The following is a 17,788-nucleotide window of genomic DNA, read 5'->3' on the forward strand; positions in this document are numbered from 1 at the left end:
TATGTATATGGTAATCACTCAACCTAAAAGTAATTTAGAATGCTTCATGTGTGCTTGGTTGGCATAAGTTTAACCCAATAATTATATATCATTTTATAAGTTGATATGATATACAGTTACTAAAAAGTTTGTGAATTATGAAACCTCTTCTTATCAGTACATCAGACCTTCATGGCGGTGCAGCCAGAGCAGCTTACAGACTACATCAGGGACTTCAGCAAATTGATGTTCCATCGAAAATGCTGGTGCAGAAAAAGACGAGTACTGATAATTCTGTAATAGGTCCAAAGTCAAATTTAAAAGGTCCAAGGGCATCGAGCTGGAATGCAATGTCTGTCATACGTTACATATTGGATCGCTTGCCTCTGGCATATTATGATTTTCATAACTTTAAGGAAATGGACTGGAGCCCCCAGTGGCTTCCCAATAATATACACAAGAATATTAACAAGCTGGATCCTGATGTTGTGAATCTTCATTGGGTGTGCCAAGGATTTATACCTGTTCAGGAAATTGCTAAAATAAAGCAACCTCTTGTGTGGACTCTCCATGACATGTGGGCTTTTACTGGCGGGTGTCACTATAATGGTACATGCGATAGATACAAAGACCTATGTGGTAGTTGCCCTCAGCTGGATTCCGACAGAGAGGGAGATTTGAGCAGGTGGGTATGGGGCCGCAAAAAGAAATATTGGGATGATCTGGATTTCACCGTTGTTACACCCAGCAATTGGCTTGCAGATTGTGCACGGTCCAGTTCATTATTTAAGAATAAAAGAATAGAAGTAATCCCAAACGGGATTGATCTTCAGAAATACAAACCAGTTGCTAAGGAAGAAGCAAGAAAAGACTTAAATCTTCCGATGGATAAGAATTTGATTCTTTTTGGGGCGATGAACTCTACGAATGATACAAGGAAAGGTTTCCATTATCTGAAATCTGCAACAAGTATGCTATCCGAAGATTTGGAATTCGAAGGTATTGTATTTGGAAACGCAGGCAAAGGTGACCAATTGGATATTCCAATCAACTATTTAGGACGATTACCAGATGATCTGTTAAATTCTGTATATTCGGCAGCCGATGTATTTGTAGCTCCTTCTGTACAGGACAACTTGCCAAATACCGTTATGGAAGCTCTGGCATGTGGTACTCCCTGTGTAGTTTTTGATGTTGGTGGCATGTCAGATATGATTGTTCACCAAGATAATGGTTATTTGGCCAAACCATTTGATGTGGATGACCTTGTAAGAGGTTTGGAGTGGGTCGTTGGAAATGACCAAAGAAAACAATACTTAAGCGAATCTTCCAGAAAATATGTTGAAGATAATTTCGAACTAACTCATATTGCCCGAAAATATACAGATTTATATTCTGAAATATTTTAAATATTCCCGGGGATTTTCAATGGATAAAACTGATAAGATTTACATAGCAGGCCACCGCGGCATGGTCGGTTCAGCAATTTGTCGTAATTTAAGATCAAAAGGTTATACGGATCTCATAACCCGCACCCACAGCGAGCTCGACCTCACCAATCAACAAGCTGTCAATGAATTCTTCAAATCAGAAAAACCAGAATACGTCTTCCTCGCAGCAGCTAAAGTAGGCGGCATTCTTGCAAACAGCACTTATCCTGCAGAGTTTATCTACGACAACCTGATGATTGAGGCAAACGTCATCCATGCTGCATACACCTATGGTATTAAAAAGCTTCTTTTTCTTGGTTCTTCTTGCATCTATCCCAAGTTTGCACCACAGCCTCTGAAAGAAGAATACCTGCTTACCGGAGAACTGGAACCCACCAATGAGGCATATGCAATTGCAAAGATTGCAGGGATACGTTTATGCAAACACTACAACCAGCAGTATGGGACAAACTTCATCTCGGTAATGCCTACAAACCTCTATGGGCCTAATGACAATTTTGATCTTGAGACTTCTCACGTAATGCCTGCCCTTATTCGCAAGTTCCATGAAGCAAAAATAAATAATGAGCCAGAAGTTACCATCTGGGGAAGTGGTTCTCCTAAACGCGAATTCCTCCACGTGGATGATATGGCTGACGCCTGTATTTATCTGATGGAAAATTATGATTATCAGGATATTGGCGAATTTGTAAACATTGGTACAGGAAAAGATCTTTCCATCAAGGAACTTGCAGAACTGATAAAGGATGTGGTGGGACGTGATACTGTGCCAGATTACATCCAGAAAACCTGCAGACAATTGTGCTGTCTATGTTTCAGATAGCGATTTATTTGAAGGCTCACTTCGCCAGGGTAGCTGGGTTCGGGTGAACAAAATATTCACAATGGACTCCAGCAATGTCCTTAAAATAATTGGAAATGTTCATTTGTACAAACAAAAAGAAATTCAGAATGATTTATTGAAACTTTTCCTGTAAGTCTTTATCTTCCAGACCAATCAGAATCACTCTTTCTCCCTCTGTGACTTCCCGCATCCGGGGAGTAAAAACGGCCCAATCAACAAATTTACGGAACATGTTTCTTATGATTGTGTTTCGTATATTGATAATGGTACTGATGGTAACCCCCCTCCCTTACGAAAGGGGCTTCCTGTTTCTTCTCTTTTCCTAACGGACACAGGTCCACAGGCATCCGGATAAACTGTCATATTTGCTGTAGCACTGACCGCGGGTGCAGTGCTAATTATAAAAAGGAAGGGGTGAAGCATTCCAAACGCGGAAACACTTACACATCATTAGCAATAATTTTATTCGCATACTCTGAAGCCACAGGAAGCCTTACTAAATTCCCGGTATAGGTCATGTATATCAGATATCCCCACAATACTATACTGACCAAACCTATCAGGGAAGATATCACTCCTCCTAGAACCGGGACCATTGACACTATGATGTTCAGTATGGAAAGACCACCAAAGACAACGATCGACTGTGCTGCATTGAATCTCACAGATTTGTTCTCTTTCTCGATTAAAAGAAAAATAATGCCGGTAATAAAACCCAGGAGATAGGTCAAAACACCAGCGATATTTTCCTCAAGCCCAATACGTGTTTCACTCATTTTAAGCTGTCCTTGTTTCCACGTAGATTATAATTTCATCCATATCATCATAATCCGAACTGGGTTGCGTACCAATTTCTAAAGTTTTACTGTCTTTGGTGGCTGTCACATATATCCTGACATCCCCTTTTTCAGTTAACATTTGGGATTGAATATTTTCCCATCCCTGTGCTTCCAGTTCATTTTCGTAGAAATTTTTGACATCTTCGGGATTATCAGAGGTTAAATAATGCACTTTTTCCTGAGTAACATCTGAACCTGCTGTGAGTGAAGTGCCTGTCCTTACAGAGTCGGGATACCTGGGTGCATCTGCAAAGTCCTGGCCATCTACATCCGTGGTAGGGGGAGCATCAGGTTCTTCTTCAGCAACCTGGGAACTTGTCTCATCATTGTTCATGTCGGCGACGTTAACTCCTTTTCTTGGACCGGTAATTACTGTAGCAGTCGTGATATTACCATTAACAGCTGTATTTATGCCCATAATTCTATCGTCTTTTTCAAGAGCAACTCCTACTTTATATCCTGCAAAATCTCCTTCCCAGTCAGCTATAACTTCCCAGCCTTCACTTTCTGCCGTTTGTTGCAGGTCATTTAAAACCTGAGAAGAATCCTGTGTCTCTATTTCATACTGGGTCAATGAAATGTTATCTCCCAGATTAATACTTCTAGTTTCTTCATATTCAGAGGGTATATCATCAACACCCGGGTCTCCGCTTGAACAACCACTTAATGCTATTCCCCCAATTATCATCAGAAGAACAAATAGGTACATTTTGTTCGATGCCATTTTCTTACACCCCATTTTATAAATTCATCTTTTGGGTTTTGGCTGTAAATGTTGTGGAAATAATGGAGGGCTGAGGTGGAATGTACATTGAACACAAAAAAAACGGTATTTCAGGTATATCCTGGAATATCAGGGGTTCTTGTCAGCCGGCTGGACCAATGTTAATTGACATTCAAGTCCCTTTCATTAGGGTGTAGTTGATTCTTTGTGAGATATCACAGCAGTAACTTAGCATGATACAAAAATATCCGCACATCTGAACGGATTTCAGGCAGCCACAGCCATCGTGCCAGAACTTGTAGATGGCAACTTCATCTCATTTGCCCCGGTAATCGATAATTTTAATGGCAATTCGTGATTTCGTTTAGAAACTTCCAGTAATAGTTTAATATTGATAGATTCTTCTGAAACCTTGATATCTGCCTTGATCTGCTTAAGATTCTTCATGTCATATTTGGAAATTCCAAATCTTTTGGCTGCATCAAGTATTTCAATCCCGACAATCGAATTGTCCATTCCAACATCCAATAAAACACCATCAATTTCTATAGAGGACTTGTATTGGACTCCTTTTGAAAATACAAAAAAACTATCGTTGAGTGAGTCATAATCCCAGTAGTCGCTCTTACTATTGATATTAATCACTTTTTGTGGCATAAATCCTCGCAATTATTTGCTGGCTTCCACATCATATAGATGCTGCCTGTCAGGACAGTACATATCTATACAAATTTAGTTAGCATAAGGCCATTTTTTTGGTATACTCAGGCATTAGCTCTTTTGCGGATGTCAATGTTGAAAATTGCTTATCGACCCAATCCATGGATTGAGCTAAAACCTTTGGGCTAATGTTTTTACTTTCCTCAAAAACACCTATCGAATTAAATGTGTATCCCCATTCTTTGAATGCCAAACATGTTATGATAGCGTCTTTGCACCTGTAATCGCCTGTAAGTGCGAAAATCAATAGTGGCCGGTCTAAATCGACATAACAATCGACAACATAGTTGCCGTCTGGATCATGCTTTGGCTCACTGTAACTAAAAGTACATTTGTCTCCAAAGATCTGTTTCATATACCCTTTAAAATCTTCCTTGAATAAAGATGATATGTGCTGTTTTCTGATAAACGATAGATCCGTTATTTTTGTAAGTCCTTGTATGAAACTAAAAAGAGAATCCCCGTATTGTTCATTTTCCACTCTAATAATCAGTTCGCCATTTCGGTCTTCTATATTGTGTGTTTCCAGTATATTATTGAAAAATGAACGTCTTTTTCCTTTTGTAGAGGGGATATCGAGATCATAATATGATAAATGCATTAAAGTATGACCTTCATCTGTAAAGTGCCAACCGTCTTCATCTTTCTTTAGAACTATTACAAAAGAATCGCCATCATCAAATCCAAACGGAGTATCTACTACGTATCGTTCTTTTCCTTCCTGGAAAATCTCTAATTCTTGGCACACGGATTCCTGCAGATTCTTTATAATATCCTTTTCCATGTTTGACACTCCGTTTCAATAATCATATATTGTTTTTCCTTCTATTTTTATGTTGCAATCACCCAACATGACACTTAGTGCGTCATGCCAATTAGAATATGTGAATGCTTCTTCCGTATATCCATCAATATTATATCCCCTCAATTGATAGCGTTCTGTTGCTTTGTGTATATGATATCCACGAATTTTTTCCTTTTCAATTTTATTTTTGTGAGTATGGTTTTTACCGTTGTATCGTCTCAAAATATACCAATATTTGCTTTGTGGTTCTTGATACATCAGAATTACTGAGAAGTCAAATGGGTTGTTATCATTAACACGGATGCGGACTTGGAACCTATTTCCATTAGAAGACGTTAATGGTAAATCATATTCCTTGTACTGCCTGCCTTTTTTCAATATTGGTCGAATATCTTTTACAGCCAACGCCGAAACTGGTTTTGTTTCACCAATCAGAGATTGTATTTCATGATCATTTAACATTATCCCGCATCCTCAAGTGATGATCTCCTGACTTGTATCAGATTCTTTCAAGCCCCTTCCTTTAGGGTGTAGTTGACTTGCAGCCAAATTAAGCATTATGGGTAAATTTGTTCACACTTTATTTATATTACGTGAATGAAAATTGACATGATATATGTCCCTGTGCAATTATGGAGGCGCTTATCTGCTGCTTTCTGGATTTCCACCTCGGTGTTTTTCTCAATCAATCTGCCCTGGCAGAAACTGCAACTGTCCGGTAACATATTGATTCATATCTTCTGGATTGCCCAAATAGTCTTTGTCTGGAAGGAAATTTCTGGCAAATCTGATAAGGATTGATTTTATATATTATTGTCTGCACAATAATTGTTATGACAATAAAAAGTGAGTTCATCAACAGGCAGCCAGAACCAGCTGGTAGATATAGATGCCTGCAATCCCTGATTGATAAATCCGGGCTTGTCTTCCATATACGATAAATTCCTACTATTTTATCGAATACAGTCGACAAAATGTGTAGACATAATCTGTATCATTTCACCCTACTGTACCATCGCACAGCACCCACCATACAGATCACAATCCCGAATACCTCCGATATAAAAACCATCGATATGACCGGGAAACCCCATCCCGGAAACGGCCAGAGCAGTATCTCAGGAGTCTGCCTACAAAAACCGACCCGGTGTTTTATCGATCAGGTCGGGCAGCAGCGTTGCGATCACCCCAAATTATCATTTAAAGACCAAAACCTAATATCAATTGGACACATCAGATCTAACAGAAAATGTTACCAGAGGATACTGAAATGGATGTGAAAAAGGCCGTGATACCGGTGGCGGGGCTGGGGACCCGTTTCCTGCCGGTTACAAAATCAATGCCCAAAGAGATGCTGCCGATAATTGACACTCCCGTGATCCATTATGTGGTGCAGGAAGCCATTGAATCCGGGATAGATGACATCATATTTGTAACCGGGCGCAACAAGCGGGCGATTGAGGATTATTTTGACGGCTGTCCTGAACTGGAGATGCATCTGCAGGCCCGGGGCAAGTATGATATGCTGGAAATGGTTCAGGAGATCTCTTCCATGGTGGATATCCACTACATCCGCCAGAAAGAGCCCAATGGACTGGGGGATGCCATAATGACCGCTCGCAAACATGTCAGCGGGGATCCTTTCGCAGTGCTGCTGGGCGATGATATCATTGTCAATGAAAAACCCTGCACACGTCAGTTGATCGATGTCTTCCAGAAATATGGTCGCTCCACGATCGCGGTGGAGGAAGTGCCACAGGATAAGGTCAGCAGTTACGGGATAATAAGCGGCAGTCCTGTGGATGACCACCTGTATGCCCTGGATGATATCGTGGAAAAACCCTCTGTGAGGGAGGCTCCCTCCAATATCGGTGCCATCGGGCGCTACGTTTTCACTCCGGAGATCTTCGATTGCATAGAGCAGACTTCCAAAGGCGTGGATGGCGAGCTCCAGCTGACCGACGGGATCCGGTTGCTCAATGATTCACAGAAGGTTTATGCGCACCAGTTCACCGGCCAGCGTTATGATTCCGGCAATAAGGTGGAGTATGTGAAGGCTGTCCTGGATTTTGCCCTGAAGGATGAAGGGATGAGGGACGAGATTCTGGGGCATATGGAGAAGCTGGGCTGAAGCGGTTACTGATTTTATGGGGATATGTTCTCCCGCAGCAAATCAGGACCTTTTTGCTAAAAATCTCTTTTTCTCATTCCCTTTTTTGAAATCAACAGATCGGTTTCGGCAAGAAGTAGCAATCCAATGCAGACAATTGTGGATAATCAGGGGATACTGCCCACCAAATCCATCAGTTGAGATGTGTTTGGACAATATGCTCGCATATGCCCACACAATAACAAGGCCATAGGCAACATCCCTGTTTTTCAGCATTGTCACGGCTCCTATAAGAAAGCCAAGAATAATCACAATAGATGCCCATATGGGTTCAGGTAAACCAAACCCCCTGCCAGTTCAAACTGACAAGAAGAACAGTGGCGCTGGCAACGGAGGAAATTGAGAAGAGAATTCCTATTTTATTTAGTAATTTACCTCTGGCAGTATCCGTATTGTCCTGAAATACTCCAAGCTGATATAGTGTATATCCTGCCAGCAGCAGGTAGATGAGTCCCCTGATTGCAAAGGTCCAGCCTGTCGGGGAAAAGAAGTTTGGATAGAAATCCGATATCTGGCCGGTAGTTAGTCCATTGATAGGGAGCGCATTGGCAATGACCATTGCCAAAAAGGTTACTGTGGTGATTATTTTGATCATCAATGTTGGCTGGTTTTGTTCTATATATCCCTTACCTTTGAAATATTTCTGCAAACTAATTGATGTAATTCAAGAGAGATATTTGTATCGCTGCTTATACTTTCTTCCTTTCAATAGCCTGCCAGACGTGGACTCCCTTGGACATATAGACAAGACTTACCAGCAGGTAGATCTGGTGCCAGATAAATGAAGATACAAGATTGGATTTCCATTGCCCTGAGAGCAGTGCCAGGCCAAAAAGAACCCATACTCCGATGCCCCAGAAAATATTGATCCCACCCAGTACCACCGACCAGAGTATCACTGCCAGGAAGAATGAGGCAGGTGCTATGAAGAACATAATAAATCTCAGGGGCAGCACGAACATTCCGAATTTTCCGTATTTTGGTGATATCAGACCGAGATTGTGCAGAGTGGCTTCCTGCAATCGTGCCGAACGCCTGAGTTTCTGGCGGCGCTGCTGGCTCATGTCATTAGTGATATATTCAGAGAACCGGGCAGAGGATTCGTAAAGACAGTGGTAGCCATTGCGGATGATGCGCAACGCCATGCCTGCATCGGATGCTCCTTTTGTTTCGGGGATCGGAGAAAATGCTTTTTTCCTCAGCACAATGAGAGGTCCGTTGAAACAGTAGGTGGAATGCAGGCCGCTTTCCCAGGAACACATCCTGCCGTAGACATCCCTGTAAGCCTTCTCGGAATGGGTAGTAAAGGAATCCCTGTGAGCGATGGGTTCCAGTTCCCCGCAGACCGCTCCGATCTTCTCATCGCTGAGCAGCCGGCCCAGGGCGTGGTTTACCGCATCAGGCTCAAAGGTGACATCTGCATCCGTTGTCACCACAAAATCGGTAGTTGCCTCTCCTACTCCCATGTTCACCGAGGCATTGGTACCGCTACGTTTTTCCTTCACGATCACTTCGCCGGATAGGTCATACTTTTTAAAAGCCTCTGCAGCCAGCCCTACCGTATTGTCTGTGGACTGGTCATCCACTACAATCACATGAATATTTTCTGCAGGATAATCCATTTCCACAAGGTTTTTGATGCGGTGTTCGATGACCTCGCTTTCATTGTAGGTGGGAATTACCACTGTGATCGGAGGTTGGGAATTAGGCGTGTGGATTTTTGAGTTGGGGGATCTAAGGATGGCCAGGATGTAAATAAGATATGTAATAACCGGGATGGCGGTGAATATTATTGCTGCGATGAGTAGGGAGTTCATTGGTCTGGATTTGGGTGTGAATGGGATATAATTGTTTGGGATGTTATGTATATATTCAACTTTTAGAGCAGGAGTATCCTTCCGTAATGTGTGTGGACATAGCGTGATCTTTGCAGGGCACAGGCAGTATTATTCTCTGTATCCCGGGCAGTTGCAGGAGTTGTCCGGACAGACTCATTCTGTTATCGTGGATGGCAGGAATGTGGGGGAGCCGGATGCTTTCATTGATGCAGGGTTTGTGTATAAGGGGATTGGCAGAGGGGATAAGAACGGGCATAAGATGTTTGAGTAAATACAGATCGATACATATCTATACTTTATAGGGACAAGTATAATTATGAATAGATAAAGAATAATCTATGATAAAAGAACAGAGGAAGAAAAATGAGTGCACTTGCATTGGAAATACCTGATGATGTTGTAGATGCGATTCATTTGCCCCCGGAGGATTTGGATCGGGAACTGCACAAAGAACTTTCTTTGGCATTGTATCAACGTGGTATACTTTCATCCGGTAAAGCCTGTGCTCTTGCCGGGATGACTCGATGGGAGTTCGAGGAACTTTTGGGGCGACATGGAATTTCCCGTCACTATACTGAACAAAATTTGGATGAAGATCTTGATTATGTCCGAAGCCATCAGTGATTCCTCCACTGTCAACTACCCCTCCCTTACGACAAGGGGCTTGAATGTCAATTAAGCATTCGTCTGGGTGGCTGACAAGCACCCCTGAAATTCCAGGATATACCTAGAATCCCGTGTTTTGTGTTCAATATTGATTGCACCGATTAGGTCTGCATTGTTTTCATAACCACATTTTTCACATCTGAAAGATAATCTATTACGATTATTCTTAGAAATGTGGTTACACCGAATACAGGTTTGAGAGGTATACGATGGGTCAACATAATGTGTGATTATACCTGCTTCTCTTGCTTTGTATTCAATGAACGTTTGCAATTGGCGAAAGGCCCAACTACTGTGGTCATACCTTCTCTTTTTGGGAGTTTTGTAAAGAGTTGAGTCACGTATCCCCTTTAAATCTTCCAGACCTATTACAGATACACCTTTTTCAACTGCGAATTTCACAATTTCTTTTGAGATTGTGTGGTTTACATCTCGCATAAGACGTTTCTCTTTACCTGAAATGTATTTCAACATTCGTTTTGCAGATAAAGTTCCCTTCGATTGCAAACGCTTTCTCATTGACTTGTACTGGTTGCGAAGATTCTTAATTTCACCACCAGCAAAAAAACTACATTTTTTGTCTGTAGTAGAAGCAACAGCAAGATAGTTCATACCTACATCTATACCCATGAATGTAGAAGCATCTGTTATGTCTTTGTCAGGAACTTCTTTTTCAAGAGATAATTAATGCAGCCATACCGGATCGACCTTTCCTCAATGGTTCAAATGACGTCCGGAATACGCCGGCTGAGCCCGATAATGATCTATTGATTGATGCAGGTGCAGAAGTCAAAGTACACGATCCGCATGTCCTGCAGTATTCGGGTGTGGATGCAGTGATGATCTTTGCAGGCCACAAACAGTATTATTCTCTGGAGCCTCAGCAGTTGCAGGAGTTGTCCGGACAGACTCATCCTGTTATCGTGGATGGCAGGAATGTGGTGGAGCCGGATGCTTTCTTTGCTGCAGGATAAGAACGGTATGAATGAAATATCAATGGCTACATTAATATATTAAGACAAATTAATATAATATACAGACGGGTAGGATTAAAAACGGATCCAGTTTCGTATCGTACCACCACCACCATACCACTGTCTGTTTTTGTCCAATATCCTGCCCGCTACCTACTTATTTTTTGAGTTCGATCATATCTGCCAGACCAATCAGGATCACTTTCTCTTCCTCTGCGATCTCCCGCATCCGTGAAGTAAAACCGGCCCGGCTTATCAGGGCAAAATGTTTTTGGCCTTCTGAATACCAGTCCACAAACCCACCCTTTTCCTTCAGGGAATAGTACACATCCGGTCCAACCTTTTGCTTCTGCCACTTGCATTCGCAGCACAGGATATCCCGGGATTCTGCATTCAGGGCCACAAGATCGATCTCATAATCATTTTTCCCCTTAGCGGCTGCAGCAATTTTGCCCCATTGCCTGCCAATTCACCGGAGATCCTGGAGAAGGCCAACGCGTTGTCCAGAGAACTGAATAAGTTATACGAGGAGGATAAGGACTAATCTTCTTGCAGGAGGTGGCTTTCTGAGGGCGATTATTCATACAACTGTGGACAGGAATACCATCTCGGTAATCCACAGGGTTATGAAGGAGAGGGAGTGCAGGAAAAGTGCAGCGCTTGATCATATTGTCGGAGAGTATGAGAGGCGTAAACGCAAGAGTCAGATCGATGAGGTGGCGGAGAGGGTTATTGAAAAACTTGCGGATGTGGGAGAGGAGAGGGTGTGAGTTTTTTGTGTGGATTGGAACTTTGACTTATCTTTTGTGTGCGTTGTTTTCTTAGATTCTTCTGCCTGTAGATTTAGGTTTGGATATGCGTAATCGGAAATATCCAATCAAATCTTCACAAAATCACTTTCTTTTTTTCATTGAATCCGGTACCATTGGCAATATTTCCAGTAAGGATTGCAGTTGTGAATCTGTTTTCAAAATGTACAGGTAATAGGTAATACAAAGAGATGCCGCCACTCCTGTAATCAAATAGAGATTATCACTAAATAACCTTAGTACAACAAGTAAAAGTGCAGCCGGGACGAACAACTTAAAACTGGAGAATATTATTTTGGCGGCAGTGGAGTTCTTGACATCCGCATAATGCAGCATCTTCAGGCAAAGGTATCCATACATAAAAATCCCGGATATTGCAAATAATCCTAAAGCCACATATACATCCCCTAAATATCCACCTATCAGAAGGGAGAGTGCTCTTGTTATTAAGTTGAAGGTATTGAACTTTAATCCGAATTCCTGTTTTTCAAAAACCACATAAAGGGTGCTTAAGGGAGATGAGATAAACCATATGAATCCCCAGATACTCAGAATCTGAACATAGATTCCCGCTTCCACCCATTTCATCCCCAGAATTACACCGAATATTGCGTCTCCTGAAAGAGTAAGAATGAGGATTGGAAACAGTCCGATCAGTACCAATATTCTGAATACGTTTTCTACAAGTACATTCAGAGTACCTTCATTTTTAGATTCAGTGGCTCTCTGGTAAAATACCTGGGAAATGGAATTGCCAATAAAACTCATGGGCATCTGGAGCAAGCGAAATCCAAGTGAATAAAAACCTACAATAGCAGAATTGAAAAAGGCTGAAAGCAACAGGACGGGTAATTGCCAGGACAGGGAATTAAGCAGGGTTGACCAGGTGTCTATGAGTGGGAATTTTTTATATCGCCGGATTCCGGCACCAAGACTTTTAAAATTAACCTGCCTGATATATACTCCTTTTTTGAAAGCCGAATGGATAAGGGTCATAACGGAAATAACTTTGCCTATCAGAAATCCTGCAATCAGGGAAATGCCACTTACATACCCGAACCCACCTGCTGCGACCTGTGTGCCTGACTGTGAAAGGGATGCAGATATCCTTGCATAGGACATATTCTTAAATTTCTTATTGCGGGAATTCCAGAAATTCAAAGACAGAAACATACCCTGCAGAAAAATGAACAGTGGGATGAGATATATATAGTTTCCCAGTTCCTGTGCATTGAATATTTGCAGAATAGGGGTTTTGAATAAAAGGAACAGAATTGCCGTTATGGCTGAAAAAAGAAATGCCACCACAATACTCAATATCAACTGAGTATCTGCCTCTTCCTTTGAATCAGGCAGCATAATACTCATCTCATACCTGAAACATGCAATTGCTCCCAGTATCCCGCTCAAAGAAACAAACAGTGCAAGAATCCCAAAATCAGAAGGAGAATAAATACGACTCAATATAGGTGCAACTGCAATAGCCACTATCTGGGCAATGCCCGTGCCACCCACAAGGGTCAAGACATCTGATGCAAACCTTTTTTCATTGGTATTTTTGGAAGGCATTATATCGCCAATTATCACAAACAATCTTAGATTGCCCTTTAAAAGAAGAAAGGCTTAATAAAGATTTTGATGCCGATAGGTTATAGTCAGGAATTCAATTTTTCATAGATCCTTCCACTGGCGGTGTCATTCCCGAAAATATCTGTCTGTGTGGAGTTGCCTTGAAAATTTGCAATACTCTGCAATATTTCCCTATTCTGCCCACTAGTACATTCCAGTCTGAACCTACAGTCTCCACCACTCCGGTATTCTCCCCAGCATACAGGCCTCCTTCTGCAACCCTCCGGAATCAATCAGCATCTTCTTTGCATTAATCTTGAATTTCAGCATTTCCAGATAGCCCACGGATTCTGTGAGCACCAGACTTGCATCTGCTTTCTCACAGACCTTACTGTTTCATTTATTTGGCAGTTCTTGGATGAACCGGAAACACTATTCTTCTCCACAGTTCACAAAGGCATTGATAATGGAGGTCAGGTTTTGTCTGGAATCGGTATTTGGAGCCCTGTGCACGGCGGCAAGCAGGCAAGGGCCTGTATTAAGACCCAAGTCTCCAAGAATTGTGGATTTTTGCTCTGCTATTTTGCTGTTGTAGAGCACAGCATCCATCATCACATCTCCCATGTTGTGACACGGCAGCTATACCTTTGTTTTCAATATTTTTGACTGCAGTTTCTGTGGTACAGAAAAGTAGATCTGGAACATGCTCCGTGAGCACTCTATTGATTTCCTCAGGCATGGTCATGTCAAAGGAATGCAGATCTACTTCCACATGAGCCACGGGAATATGGAGTTTCCTTTAATGCTCACTTTACTGTTTTCAGTATTCCGGGATGATGAATACAATATACATTATATTTTATTCTTATTGGGATAATTGTGTACAAATAAAAATCGCACTTGCTTTAATGCCTCTTAAATAACCATTATGTTAGGATCAGTATTGTTAATTGTGGTCTCGATAGAACAGGTTTATATTATTGGATTGTGTTTTATTATATGGTTGTTTGCATTTATGTGGATAGACATTGTGTATTAATGCAAATTAAATTATATATTGGTGAGTGAAGTTAAATGAATATTCAGGTAAAAAAAGAACATTATTTTAATGGATATGATAATAAAAAACGATGGATATCATATTGGTATCAAATACATGAAGTCCTTAACCTCAACCCTAATAACGTATTAGAAATAGGAAAAGGGAACGGGACAGTATCAAACTATTTGAAGTCAAGTAATATTAATGTGACAACTGCCGATTTTGACAAATCACTTAATCCCGATTATATATGTGACGTTAAGGAACTAACATCTATATTCAATAGTAATTCATTTGATGTTGTTTTGTGTAGTGAAGTTTTAGAACATATCCCCTTTGAACATTTTGAACATTGTTTGGATCAAATAAAACGTGTGTCAAATAAGTATGTTGTTATTTCTTTACCTGACGCAAGAACAAAGTGTTTGTATTTTAAGTTGCCCTTGTTGCAAACTAAACACATTTTTTTTCCACATCCAATTAAAAAAGAACACGATTTTGATGGAGAACATTACTGGGAAATAAACAAACGTGGTTTTGAAGTAGAAAAAATAGAAAGAGCAATTAAAAAACACTTCAATATTATTAATTGCTATAATGTTGTAGAACTGCCATACCACAGATTTTATGTTTTGTCAAGAGTAACATAACAGGGCTCTGTATAACCCTTTTCCTCTAACTTCCGCTAATACATTATTATTTTTATAAGAAGAAATCCCCAATGTGATTCTGGCCAGACAAAACACAAAGGGGATGAATGTGTTTTGTTCCAGATTGAAGATTTGGAACTCCCATTAAATCTGTGATTTAATGGTATACCGTCGAAAAATGAGAGGTGAATTTGATGAAGATATCTATCATTATAGAAACCTGATAGAGCCGATGTTCTCTGTTTTGAAAAGGAAGTATAGGGAAGAATTGAGGGCAAGAAAATAAAGAAATCAGGTGAAGGAGGTCAAGTTTAAATTATTAATTCATAATATAGGCAGGACTATCTCTGTTTCAATAATTATTCAAATGAGGATTTCTACAAAGTCAAAATATTTGTAGAATTAACTGGAAGTGGACTTCTTTGTACTTAAGTTGTTAGATCGTTAACTACCTTTTTAGCCCTTTCTTCCCATGTATTTTCAGAAATAATCATTTCTATATTTTTTATTTTAGTATTGATTGTTGTTTTATCTTTGATTATTTTATTAAGTAGTCTGGTAATTTCCTGTTCTTCATAGGGTATAGACCATCCAATTCCCTTGCTTTCGATGAATTCAGCTGAAATTGTTCCTTTTGTTGCAATAATTGGTTTATAATTTCCAATATATTCAAATACTTTTATTGGATGTGTTATCTCCCAATATTTACTGGGAATGGTGTAAAATAGCCCGATATCTGCTTTTTCATATAATTTTTGTAATTCTTTTCCGCTTTTATGAGTTATGATTATGTTTTCTCCTAGGTAAGGTGCATAGTTGTTGTATGCTTTATTCCATTCTTTTTTCTACAACAAATCACCAGTTCCACATTTGGTATTTTATTAACAGCACGGAATATTTTTGACATGTCATATTGTCCCATTATTCCTCCTACATATAGTAAATTAAGCTTGTTATCATAAGAGGTTTTTATCGATTCTTTATATTTTTTTGTACCTGGGGGTAAATTGGATATCTTCCTGTTTTTTATACCTGCATAGGATGCCATTTTTTTCGAGGGGACATATAATATATCGACATATTTATTGTATACTTCTATATCTATTTTATATAATAATTTTAATAGCATCACTTTCAATGGGTTCTTATCAATATAAAAATGCGAAAATTTCCAATGAACATCTCTATAAAATAATCCTAATGGAATATTTTTATTTCTACAATATGAAAAAAACCTATAATCTAAAAAAGGATGACTTATACAATCCTTTAGACCACTAGCTATCGTAGTAGGATATGTAGAACACTCGGAATAAACAAAATCATATTTTTTTCCTTTAATGATTTGGTTTTTTATTTTTTCAATTTGCTTTGCTCTGTTATTTGCATCACCCATTATAAACTCAACATTGTATCCAAGTGACTGAAATGCCTTATACATATTAACTGGACGAATTTGGCTTCCTGAGGGATGGTTTTTATTAATTGCCCACGGTATATGGAATATTATATTTTTCTCTTCTTTTTTACCCGACATATGATCATCTCATTTAATTATCATTATAATTAACAATTATTTACTTGTATCTTTGTTGTTTCTTAGCATTTTTTTGATAAAAACATCTTTTTTCGGACAATTGCGGGTAGGATTAAATTTTTTATGTTTCATATATATTTTCAAATAATGTTTCTTATAATATTAATTAGTTTTTCTCTTCGTATATCTAATTCAAATTTATTTACTATTCGTTTTCTAGCAAAACCTGCATCTTTATTTATTGATTTTCTTATTGCTTCAACAGTTGCATTAGTGTCATTGTAGGGAACCTTTAATCCAGTATTTCCTATCACTTCTGGTAGAGCTGCACGATTTGTGACAACCGGTATACACTCACAAGCCATCGCCTCTGTTAATCCCATGCCAAAAGACTCATAGTAAGATAACTGACAATATATTTTGGCTTTCTGATAATATTCCAAAAGTTCCTCATCAGATACATATCCAGTAAATATTACATTTCTAGGTGCTATTTTTTTAAGTTTACTTATAGAATCATCCGTGATTTTGCCAATTATAACAAATTGTAAATTTTGTAGTTTTTGAGCACATCGAATAAAATTTTCATACCCTTTTCGTGTGATATAATCTTCTGATATACGACCTACAGTTATTACCATATCTTCCTTTTTGAAATTTGGTTTATAGTAATCAGTATCAATGCCATTATAGACTACATCTAAATATTTAGGTTTAGAATACTTTAGGACTTCTTTTTTTGTGAATTCGGATACTGCCAATACAACATCTGCATACTTTAGTGCAAATTTAGCAAAATATCGACTTCGTTTATATGGTCTCATGAAACCATAATCGATTTCAGGCTCTGAAGCAACATCCCCACCACCTGCAATAACAATTGACTTTTTCCGAAACATTTTTGAAAATAGAACCGCTAAAAATGCATGTCCTCCAGCAAACCAGGAATACGTAATATCTGATTTTCTAATTGTTTTTATCAAACTCGGTATATCAAATATCGATTTGAAATTAAAATCATATACTTCAAAATGCTTTAATAGTAATTCTTTATCTTGTTTTACAAAAAATTGCAAAGAGTAATAGATATAAGCAATTTTTATTTCTTTTTCATTTGCCAAATGTATTTCCTCACCAGTTATTTGTGTTACAATATATGCGCTTCTTTAAT

23 protein-coding genes and 2 pseudogenes are annotated in these 17,788 nt (G+C 39.4%); 10 read left to right on the plus strand and 15 right to left on the minus strand.

All coding sequences use genetic code 11. The features are described 5' to 3' along the window. Positions 1 to 137 precede the first annotated feature (137 nt). Genes PWQ49_RS04620 through PWQ49_RS08295 form a run of 3 tightly spaced genes read left to right on the plus strand, consistent with a single transcriptional unit; the run spans position 138 to position 2,407 of the window. Positions 138 to 1,388, plus strand: a complete 1,251-nt coding sequence (locus PWQ49_RS04620; protein ID WP_300608469.1) for a glycosyltransferase family 4 protein — start codon at positions 138 to 140, stop codon at positions 1,386 to 1,388. A gap of 19 nt (positions 1,389 to 1,407) precedes the next feature. Next, entirely contained in the window at positions 1,408 to 2,253 is an 846-nt protein-coding gene (locus PWQ49_RS04625; RefSeq protein ID WP_300608471.1) for a GDP-L-fucose synthase, read from the plus strand. Next, positions 2,177 to 2,407: a type II toxin-antitoxin system PemK/MazF family toxin gene (locus PWQ49_RS08295; RefSeq protein WP_363321806.1), complete on the plus strand. Its 231-nt coding sequence runs from the start codon at positions 2,177 to 2,179 to the stop codon at positions 2,405 to 2,407. Before PWQ49_RS04625 ends, PWQ49_RS08295 begins: the two co-directional genes overlap by 77 nt. Before the next feature lie 307 nt (positions 2,408 to 2,714). Here PWQ49_RS08295 and PWQ49_RS04630 read toward each other — a convergent pair whose 3' ends face one another. The 5 genes from PWQ49_RS04630 to PWQ49_RS04650 form a co-directional block, all read right to left on the minus strand. Continuing rightward, entirely contained in the window at positions 2,715 to 3,050 is a 336-nt protein-coding gene (locus PWQ49_RS04630) for a hypothetical protein (RefSeq protein ID WP_096712503.1), read from the minus strand. Position 3,051: 1 nt separating this feature from the next. Continuing rightward, a complete protein-coding gene (locus tag PWQ49_RS04635; protein WP_300608475.1) occupies positions 3,052 to 3,837 on the minus strand; it encodes a hypothetical protein in 786 nt (261 codons plus the stop codon). A 267-nt stretch (positions 3,838 to 4,104) separates the two neighbouring features. After that, positions 4,105 to 4,494 carry a DUF2283 domain-containing protein gene (locus tag PWQ49_RS04640; RefSeq protein ID WP_300608477.1) on the minus strand — a complete coding sequence of 130 codons (390 nt, stop codon included), beginning with the start codon at positions 4,492 to 4,494 and terminating at the stop codon, positions 4,105 to 4,107. A 79-nt stretch (positions 4,495 to 4,573) separates the two neighbouring features. Further along, positions 4,574 to 5,341 (minus strand): DUF1828 domain-containing protein, encoded by a 768-nt coding sequence (locus tag PWQ49_RS04645; RefSeq protein WP_300608479.1) that lies wholly within the window; start codon positions 5,339 to 5,341, stop codon positions 4,574 to 4,576. A 15-nt stretch (positions 5,342 to 5,356) separates the two neighbouring features. Next, on the minus strand, positions 5,357 to 5,824 hold the full coding sequence (locus PWQ49_RS04650) for a hypothetical protein (protein ID WP_300608481.1): 468 nt from the start codon (positions 5,822 to 5,824) through the stop codon (positions 5,357 to 5,359). 808 nt (positions 5,825 to 6,632) lie between these two features. Here PWQ49_RS04650 and galU point away from each other — a divergent pair. Next, a complete protein-coding gene (gene galU / locus PWQ49_RS04655; RefSeq protein ID WP_300608483.1) occupies positions 6,633 to 7,493 on the plus strand; it encodes a UTP--glucose-1-phosphate uridylyltransferase GalU in 861 nt (286 codons plus the stop codon). Positions 7,494 to 7,803: 310 nt separating this feature from the next. Here the strand turns inward: galU and PWQ49_RS04660 are convergent, their stop codons facing one another. Then, the gene (locus PWQ49_RS04660; RefSeq protein WP_300608485.1) at positions 7,804 to 8,127 is read right to left on the minus strand and encodes a hypothetical protein; all 324 of its coding nucleotides are present in this window, start codon (positions 8,125 to 8,127) and stop codon (positions 7,804 to 7,806) included. 94 nt (positions 8,128 to 8,221) lie between these two features. Beyond that, positions 8,222 to 9,349 carry a glycosyltransferase gene (locus tag PWQ49_RS04665; protein WP_300608487.1) on the minus strand — a complete coding sequence of 376 codons (1,128 nt, stop codon included), beginning with the start codon at positions 9,347 to 9,349 and terminating at the stop codon, positions 8,222 to 8,224. Between the two features lie 103 nt (positions 9,350 to 9,452). On the opposite strand from PWQ49_RS04665, the gene PWQ49_RS04670 reads away from it, so the two are divergent. Next, a complete protein-coding gene (locus PWQ49_RS04670; protein WP_300608489.1) occupies positions 9,453 to 9,641 on the plus strand; it encodes a hypothetical protein in 189 nt (62 codons plus the stop codon). Between the two features lie 92 nt (positions 9,642 to 9,733). After that, on the plus strand, positions 9,734 to 9,994 hold the full coding sequence (locus PWQ49_RS04675; RefSeq protein WP_105461017.1) for a UPF0175 family protein: 261 nt from the start codon (positions 9,734 to 9,736) through the stop codon (positions 9,992 to 9,994). A gap of 51 nt (positions 9,995 to 10,045) precedes the next feature. Here PWQ49_RS04675 and PWQ49_RS04680 read toward each other — a convergent pair. After that, a pseudogene (locus tag PWQ49_RS04680) lies at positions 10,046 to 10,705 on the minus strand (transposase); the annotation flags it as partial. A 26-nt stretch (positions 10,706 to 10,731) separates the two neighbouring features. Between PWQ49_RS04680 and PWQ49_RS04685 the strand changes: the two are divergent. Continuing rightward, positions 10,732 to 11,010, plus strand: coding sequence for a UDP-glucose/GDP-mannose dehydrogenase family protein (locus tag PWQ49_RS04685; RefSeq protein WP_363321810.1), 279 nt, complete (start codon positions 10,732 to 10,734; stop codon positions 11,008 to 11,010). A gap of 157 nt (positions 11,011 to 11,167) precedes the next feature. Here PWQ49_RS04685 and PWQ49_RS04690 read toward each other — a convergent pair whose 3' ends face one another. Next, a complete protein-coding gene (locus tag PWQ49_RS04690; RefSeq protein WP_300608582.1) occupies positions 11,168 to 11,479 on the minus strand; it encodes a DUF234 domain-containing protein in 312 nt (103 codons plus the stop codon). 157 nt (positions 11,480 to 11,636) lie between these two features. On the opposite strand from PWQ49_RS04690, the gene PWQ49_RS04695 reads away from it, so the two are divergent. Continuing rightward, the gene (locus PWQ49_RS04695; RefSeq protein ID WP_300608496.1) at positions 11,637 to 11,780 is read left to right on the plus strand and encodes a hypothetical protein; all 144 of its coding nucleotides are present in this window, start codon (positions 11,637 to 11,639) and stop codon (positions 11,778 to 11,780) included. A 123-nt stretch (positions 11,781 to 11,903) separates the two neighbouring features. Here PWQ49_RS04695 and PWQ49_RS04700 read toward each other — a convergent pair whose 3' ends face one another. From PWQ49_RS04700 to PWQ49_RS08300, 4 genes are all read right to left on the minus strand, one after another. Next, on the minus strand, positions 11,904 to 13,406 hold the full coding sequence (locus PWQ49_RS04700; protein WP_300608498.1) for an oligosaccharide flippase family protein: 1,503 nt from the start codon (positions 13,404 to 13,406) through the stop codon (positions 11,904 to 11,906). A gap of 207 nt (positions 13,407 to 13,613) precedes the next feature. Continuing rightward, positions 13,614 to 13,748: a hypothetical protein gene (locus PWQ49_RS04705; RefSeq protein ID WP_300608501.1), complete on the minus strand. Its 135-nt coding sequence runs from the start codon at positions 13,746 to 13,748 to the stop codon at positions 13,614 to 13,616. Between the two features lie 72 nt (positions 13,749 to 13,820). Then, a complete protein-coding gene (locus PWQ49_RS04710) occupies positions 13,821 to 14,012 on the minus strand; it encodes a hypothetical protein (protein ID WP_300608504.1) in 192 nt (63 codons plus the stop codon). Then, positions 13,927 to 14,175, minus strand: coding sequence for a UDP-N-acetylglucosamine 2-epimerase (locus PWQ49_RS08300; RefSeq protein ID WP_363321811.1), 249 nt, complete (start codon positions 14,173 to 14,175; stop codon positions 13,927 to 13,929). The genes PWQ49_RS04710 and PWQ49_RS08300 overlap by 86 nt, the downstream gene beginning before the upstream one ends. A 287-nt stretch (positions 14,176 to 14,462) precedes the next feature. Here PWQ49_RS08300 and PWQ49_RS04715 point away from each other — a divergent pair, with 287 nt between their 5' ends. Continuing rightward, positions 14,463 to 15,080, plus strand: coding sequence for a class I SAM-dependent methyltransferase (locus PWQ49_RS04715; protein ID WP_300608507.1), 618 nt, complete (start codon positions 14,463 to 14,465; stop codon positions 15,078 to 15,080). A gap of 166 nt (positions 15,081 to 15,246) precedes the next feature. After that, positions 15,247 to 15,480: pseudogene (locus PWQ49_RS04720) on the plus strand (IS5/IS1182 family transposase); the annotation flags it as partial. A 399-nt stretch (positions 15,481 to 15,879) separates the two neighbouring features. Here the strand turns inward: PWQ49_RS04720 and PWQ49_RS04725 are convergent. Together PWQ49_RS04725 and PWQ49_RS04730 are read right to left on the minus strand one after the other, a co-directional pair. Beyond that, entirely contained in the window at positions 15,880 to 16,617 is a 738-nt protein-coding gene (locus PWQ49_RS04725) for a hypothetical protein (RefSeq protein WP_300608509.1), read from the minus strand. A 140-nt stretch (positions 16,618 to 16,757) separates the two neighbouring features. Then, positions 16,758 to 17,738, minus strand: coding sequence for a glycosyltransferase family 4 protein (locus PWQ49_RS04730; protein ID WP_300608512.1), 981 nt, complete (start codon positions 17,736 to 17,738; stop codon positions 16,758 to 16,760). Positions 17,739 to 17,788 lie beyond the last annotated feature (50 nt).

The sequence above is a fragment of the Methanohalophilus sp. genome, assembly GCF_030156785.1.
Taxonomy (GTDB): Archaea; Halobacteriota; Methanosarcinia; order Methanosarcinales; family Methanosarcinaceae; genus Methanohalophilus.

What these genes read in the sequence shown, in the direction of transcription:
- PWQ49_RS04620 (WP_300608469.1), top strand. Translation starts at nt 138, where the DNA reads ATGAAACCTCTTCTTATCAGTACATCAGACCTTCATGGCGGTGCAGCC.
- PWQ49_RS04625 (WP_300608471.1), top strand. Translation starts at nt 1,408, where the DNA reads ATGGATAAAACTGATAAGATTTACATAGCAGGCCACCGCGGCATGGTC.
- PWQ49_RS08295 (WP_363321806.1), top strand. Translation starts at nt 2,177, where the DNA reads ATGTGGTGGGACGTGATACTGTGCCAGATTACATCCAGAAAACCTGCA.
- PWQ49_RS04630 (WP_096712503.1), bottom strand. Translation starts at nt 3,050, where the DNA reads ATGAGTGAAACACGTATTGGGCTTGAGGAAAATATCGCTGGTGTTTTG.
- PWQ49_RS04635 (WP_300608475.1), bottom strand. Translation starts at nt 3,837, where the DNA reads ATGGCATCGAACAAAATGTACCTATTTGTTCTTCTGATGATAATTGGG.
- PWQ49_RS04640 (WP_300608477.1), bottom strand. Translation starts at nt 4,494, where the DNA reads ATGCCACAAAAAGTGATTAATATCAATAGTAAGAGCGACTACTGGGAT.
- PWQ49_RS04645 (WP_300608479.1), bottom strand. Translation starts at nt 5,341, where the DNA reads ATGGAAAAGGATATTATAAAGAATCTGCAGGAATCCGTGTGCCAAGAA.
- PWQ49_RS04650 (WP_300608481.1), bottom strand. Translation starts at nt 5,824, where the DNA reads ATGTTAAATGATCATGAAATACAATCTCTGATTGGTGAAACAAAACCA.
- galU (WP_300608483.1), top strand. Translation starts at nt 6,633, where the DNA reads ATGGATGTGAAAAAGGCCGTGATACCGGTGGCGGGGCTGGGGACCCGT.
- PWQ49_RS04660 (WP_300608485.1), bottom strand. Translation starts at nt 8,127, where the DNA reads ATGATCAAAATAATCACCACAGTAACCTTTTTGGCAATGGTCATTGCC.
- PWQ49_RS04665 (WP_300608487.1), bottom strand. Translation starts at nt 9,349, where the DNA reads ATGAACTCCCTACTCATCGCAGCAATAATATTCACCGCCATCCCGGTT.
- PWQ49_RS04675 (WP_105461017.1), top strand. Translation starts at nt 9,734, where the DNA reads ATGAGTGCACTTGCATTGGAAATACCTGATGATGTTGTAGATGCGATT.
- PWQ49_RS04695 (WP_300608496.1), top strand. Translation starts at nt 11,637, where the DNA reads ATGAAGGAGAGGGAGTGCAGGAAAAGTGCAGCGCTTGATCATATTGTC.
- PWQ49_RS04710 (WP_300608504.1), bottom strand. Translation starts at nt 14,012, where the DNA reads ATGGGAGATGTGATGATGGATGCTGTGCTCTACAACAGCAAAATAGCA.
- PWQ49_RS04715 (WP_300608507.1), top strand. Translation starts at nt 14,463, where the DNA reads ATGAATATTCAGGTAAAAAAAGAACATTATTTTAATGGATATGATAAT.
- PWQ49_RS04725 (WP_300608509.1), bottom strand. Translation starts at nt 16,617, where the DNA reads ATGTCGGGTAAAAAAGAAGAGAAAAATATAATATTCCATATACCGTGG.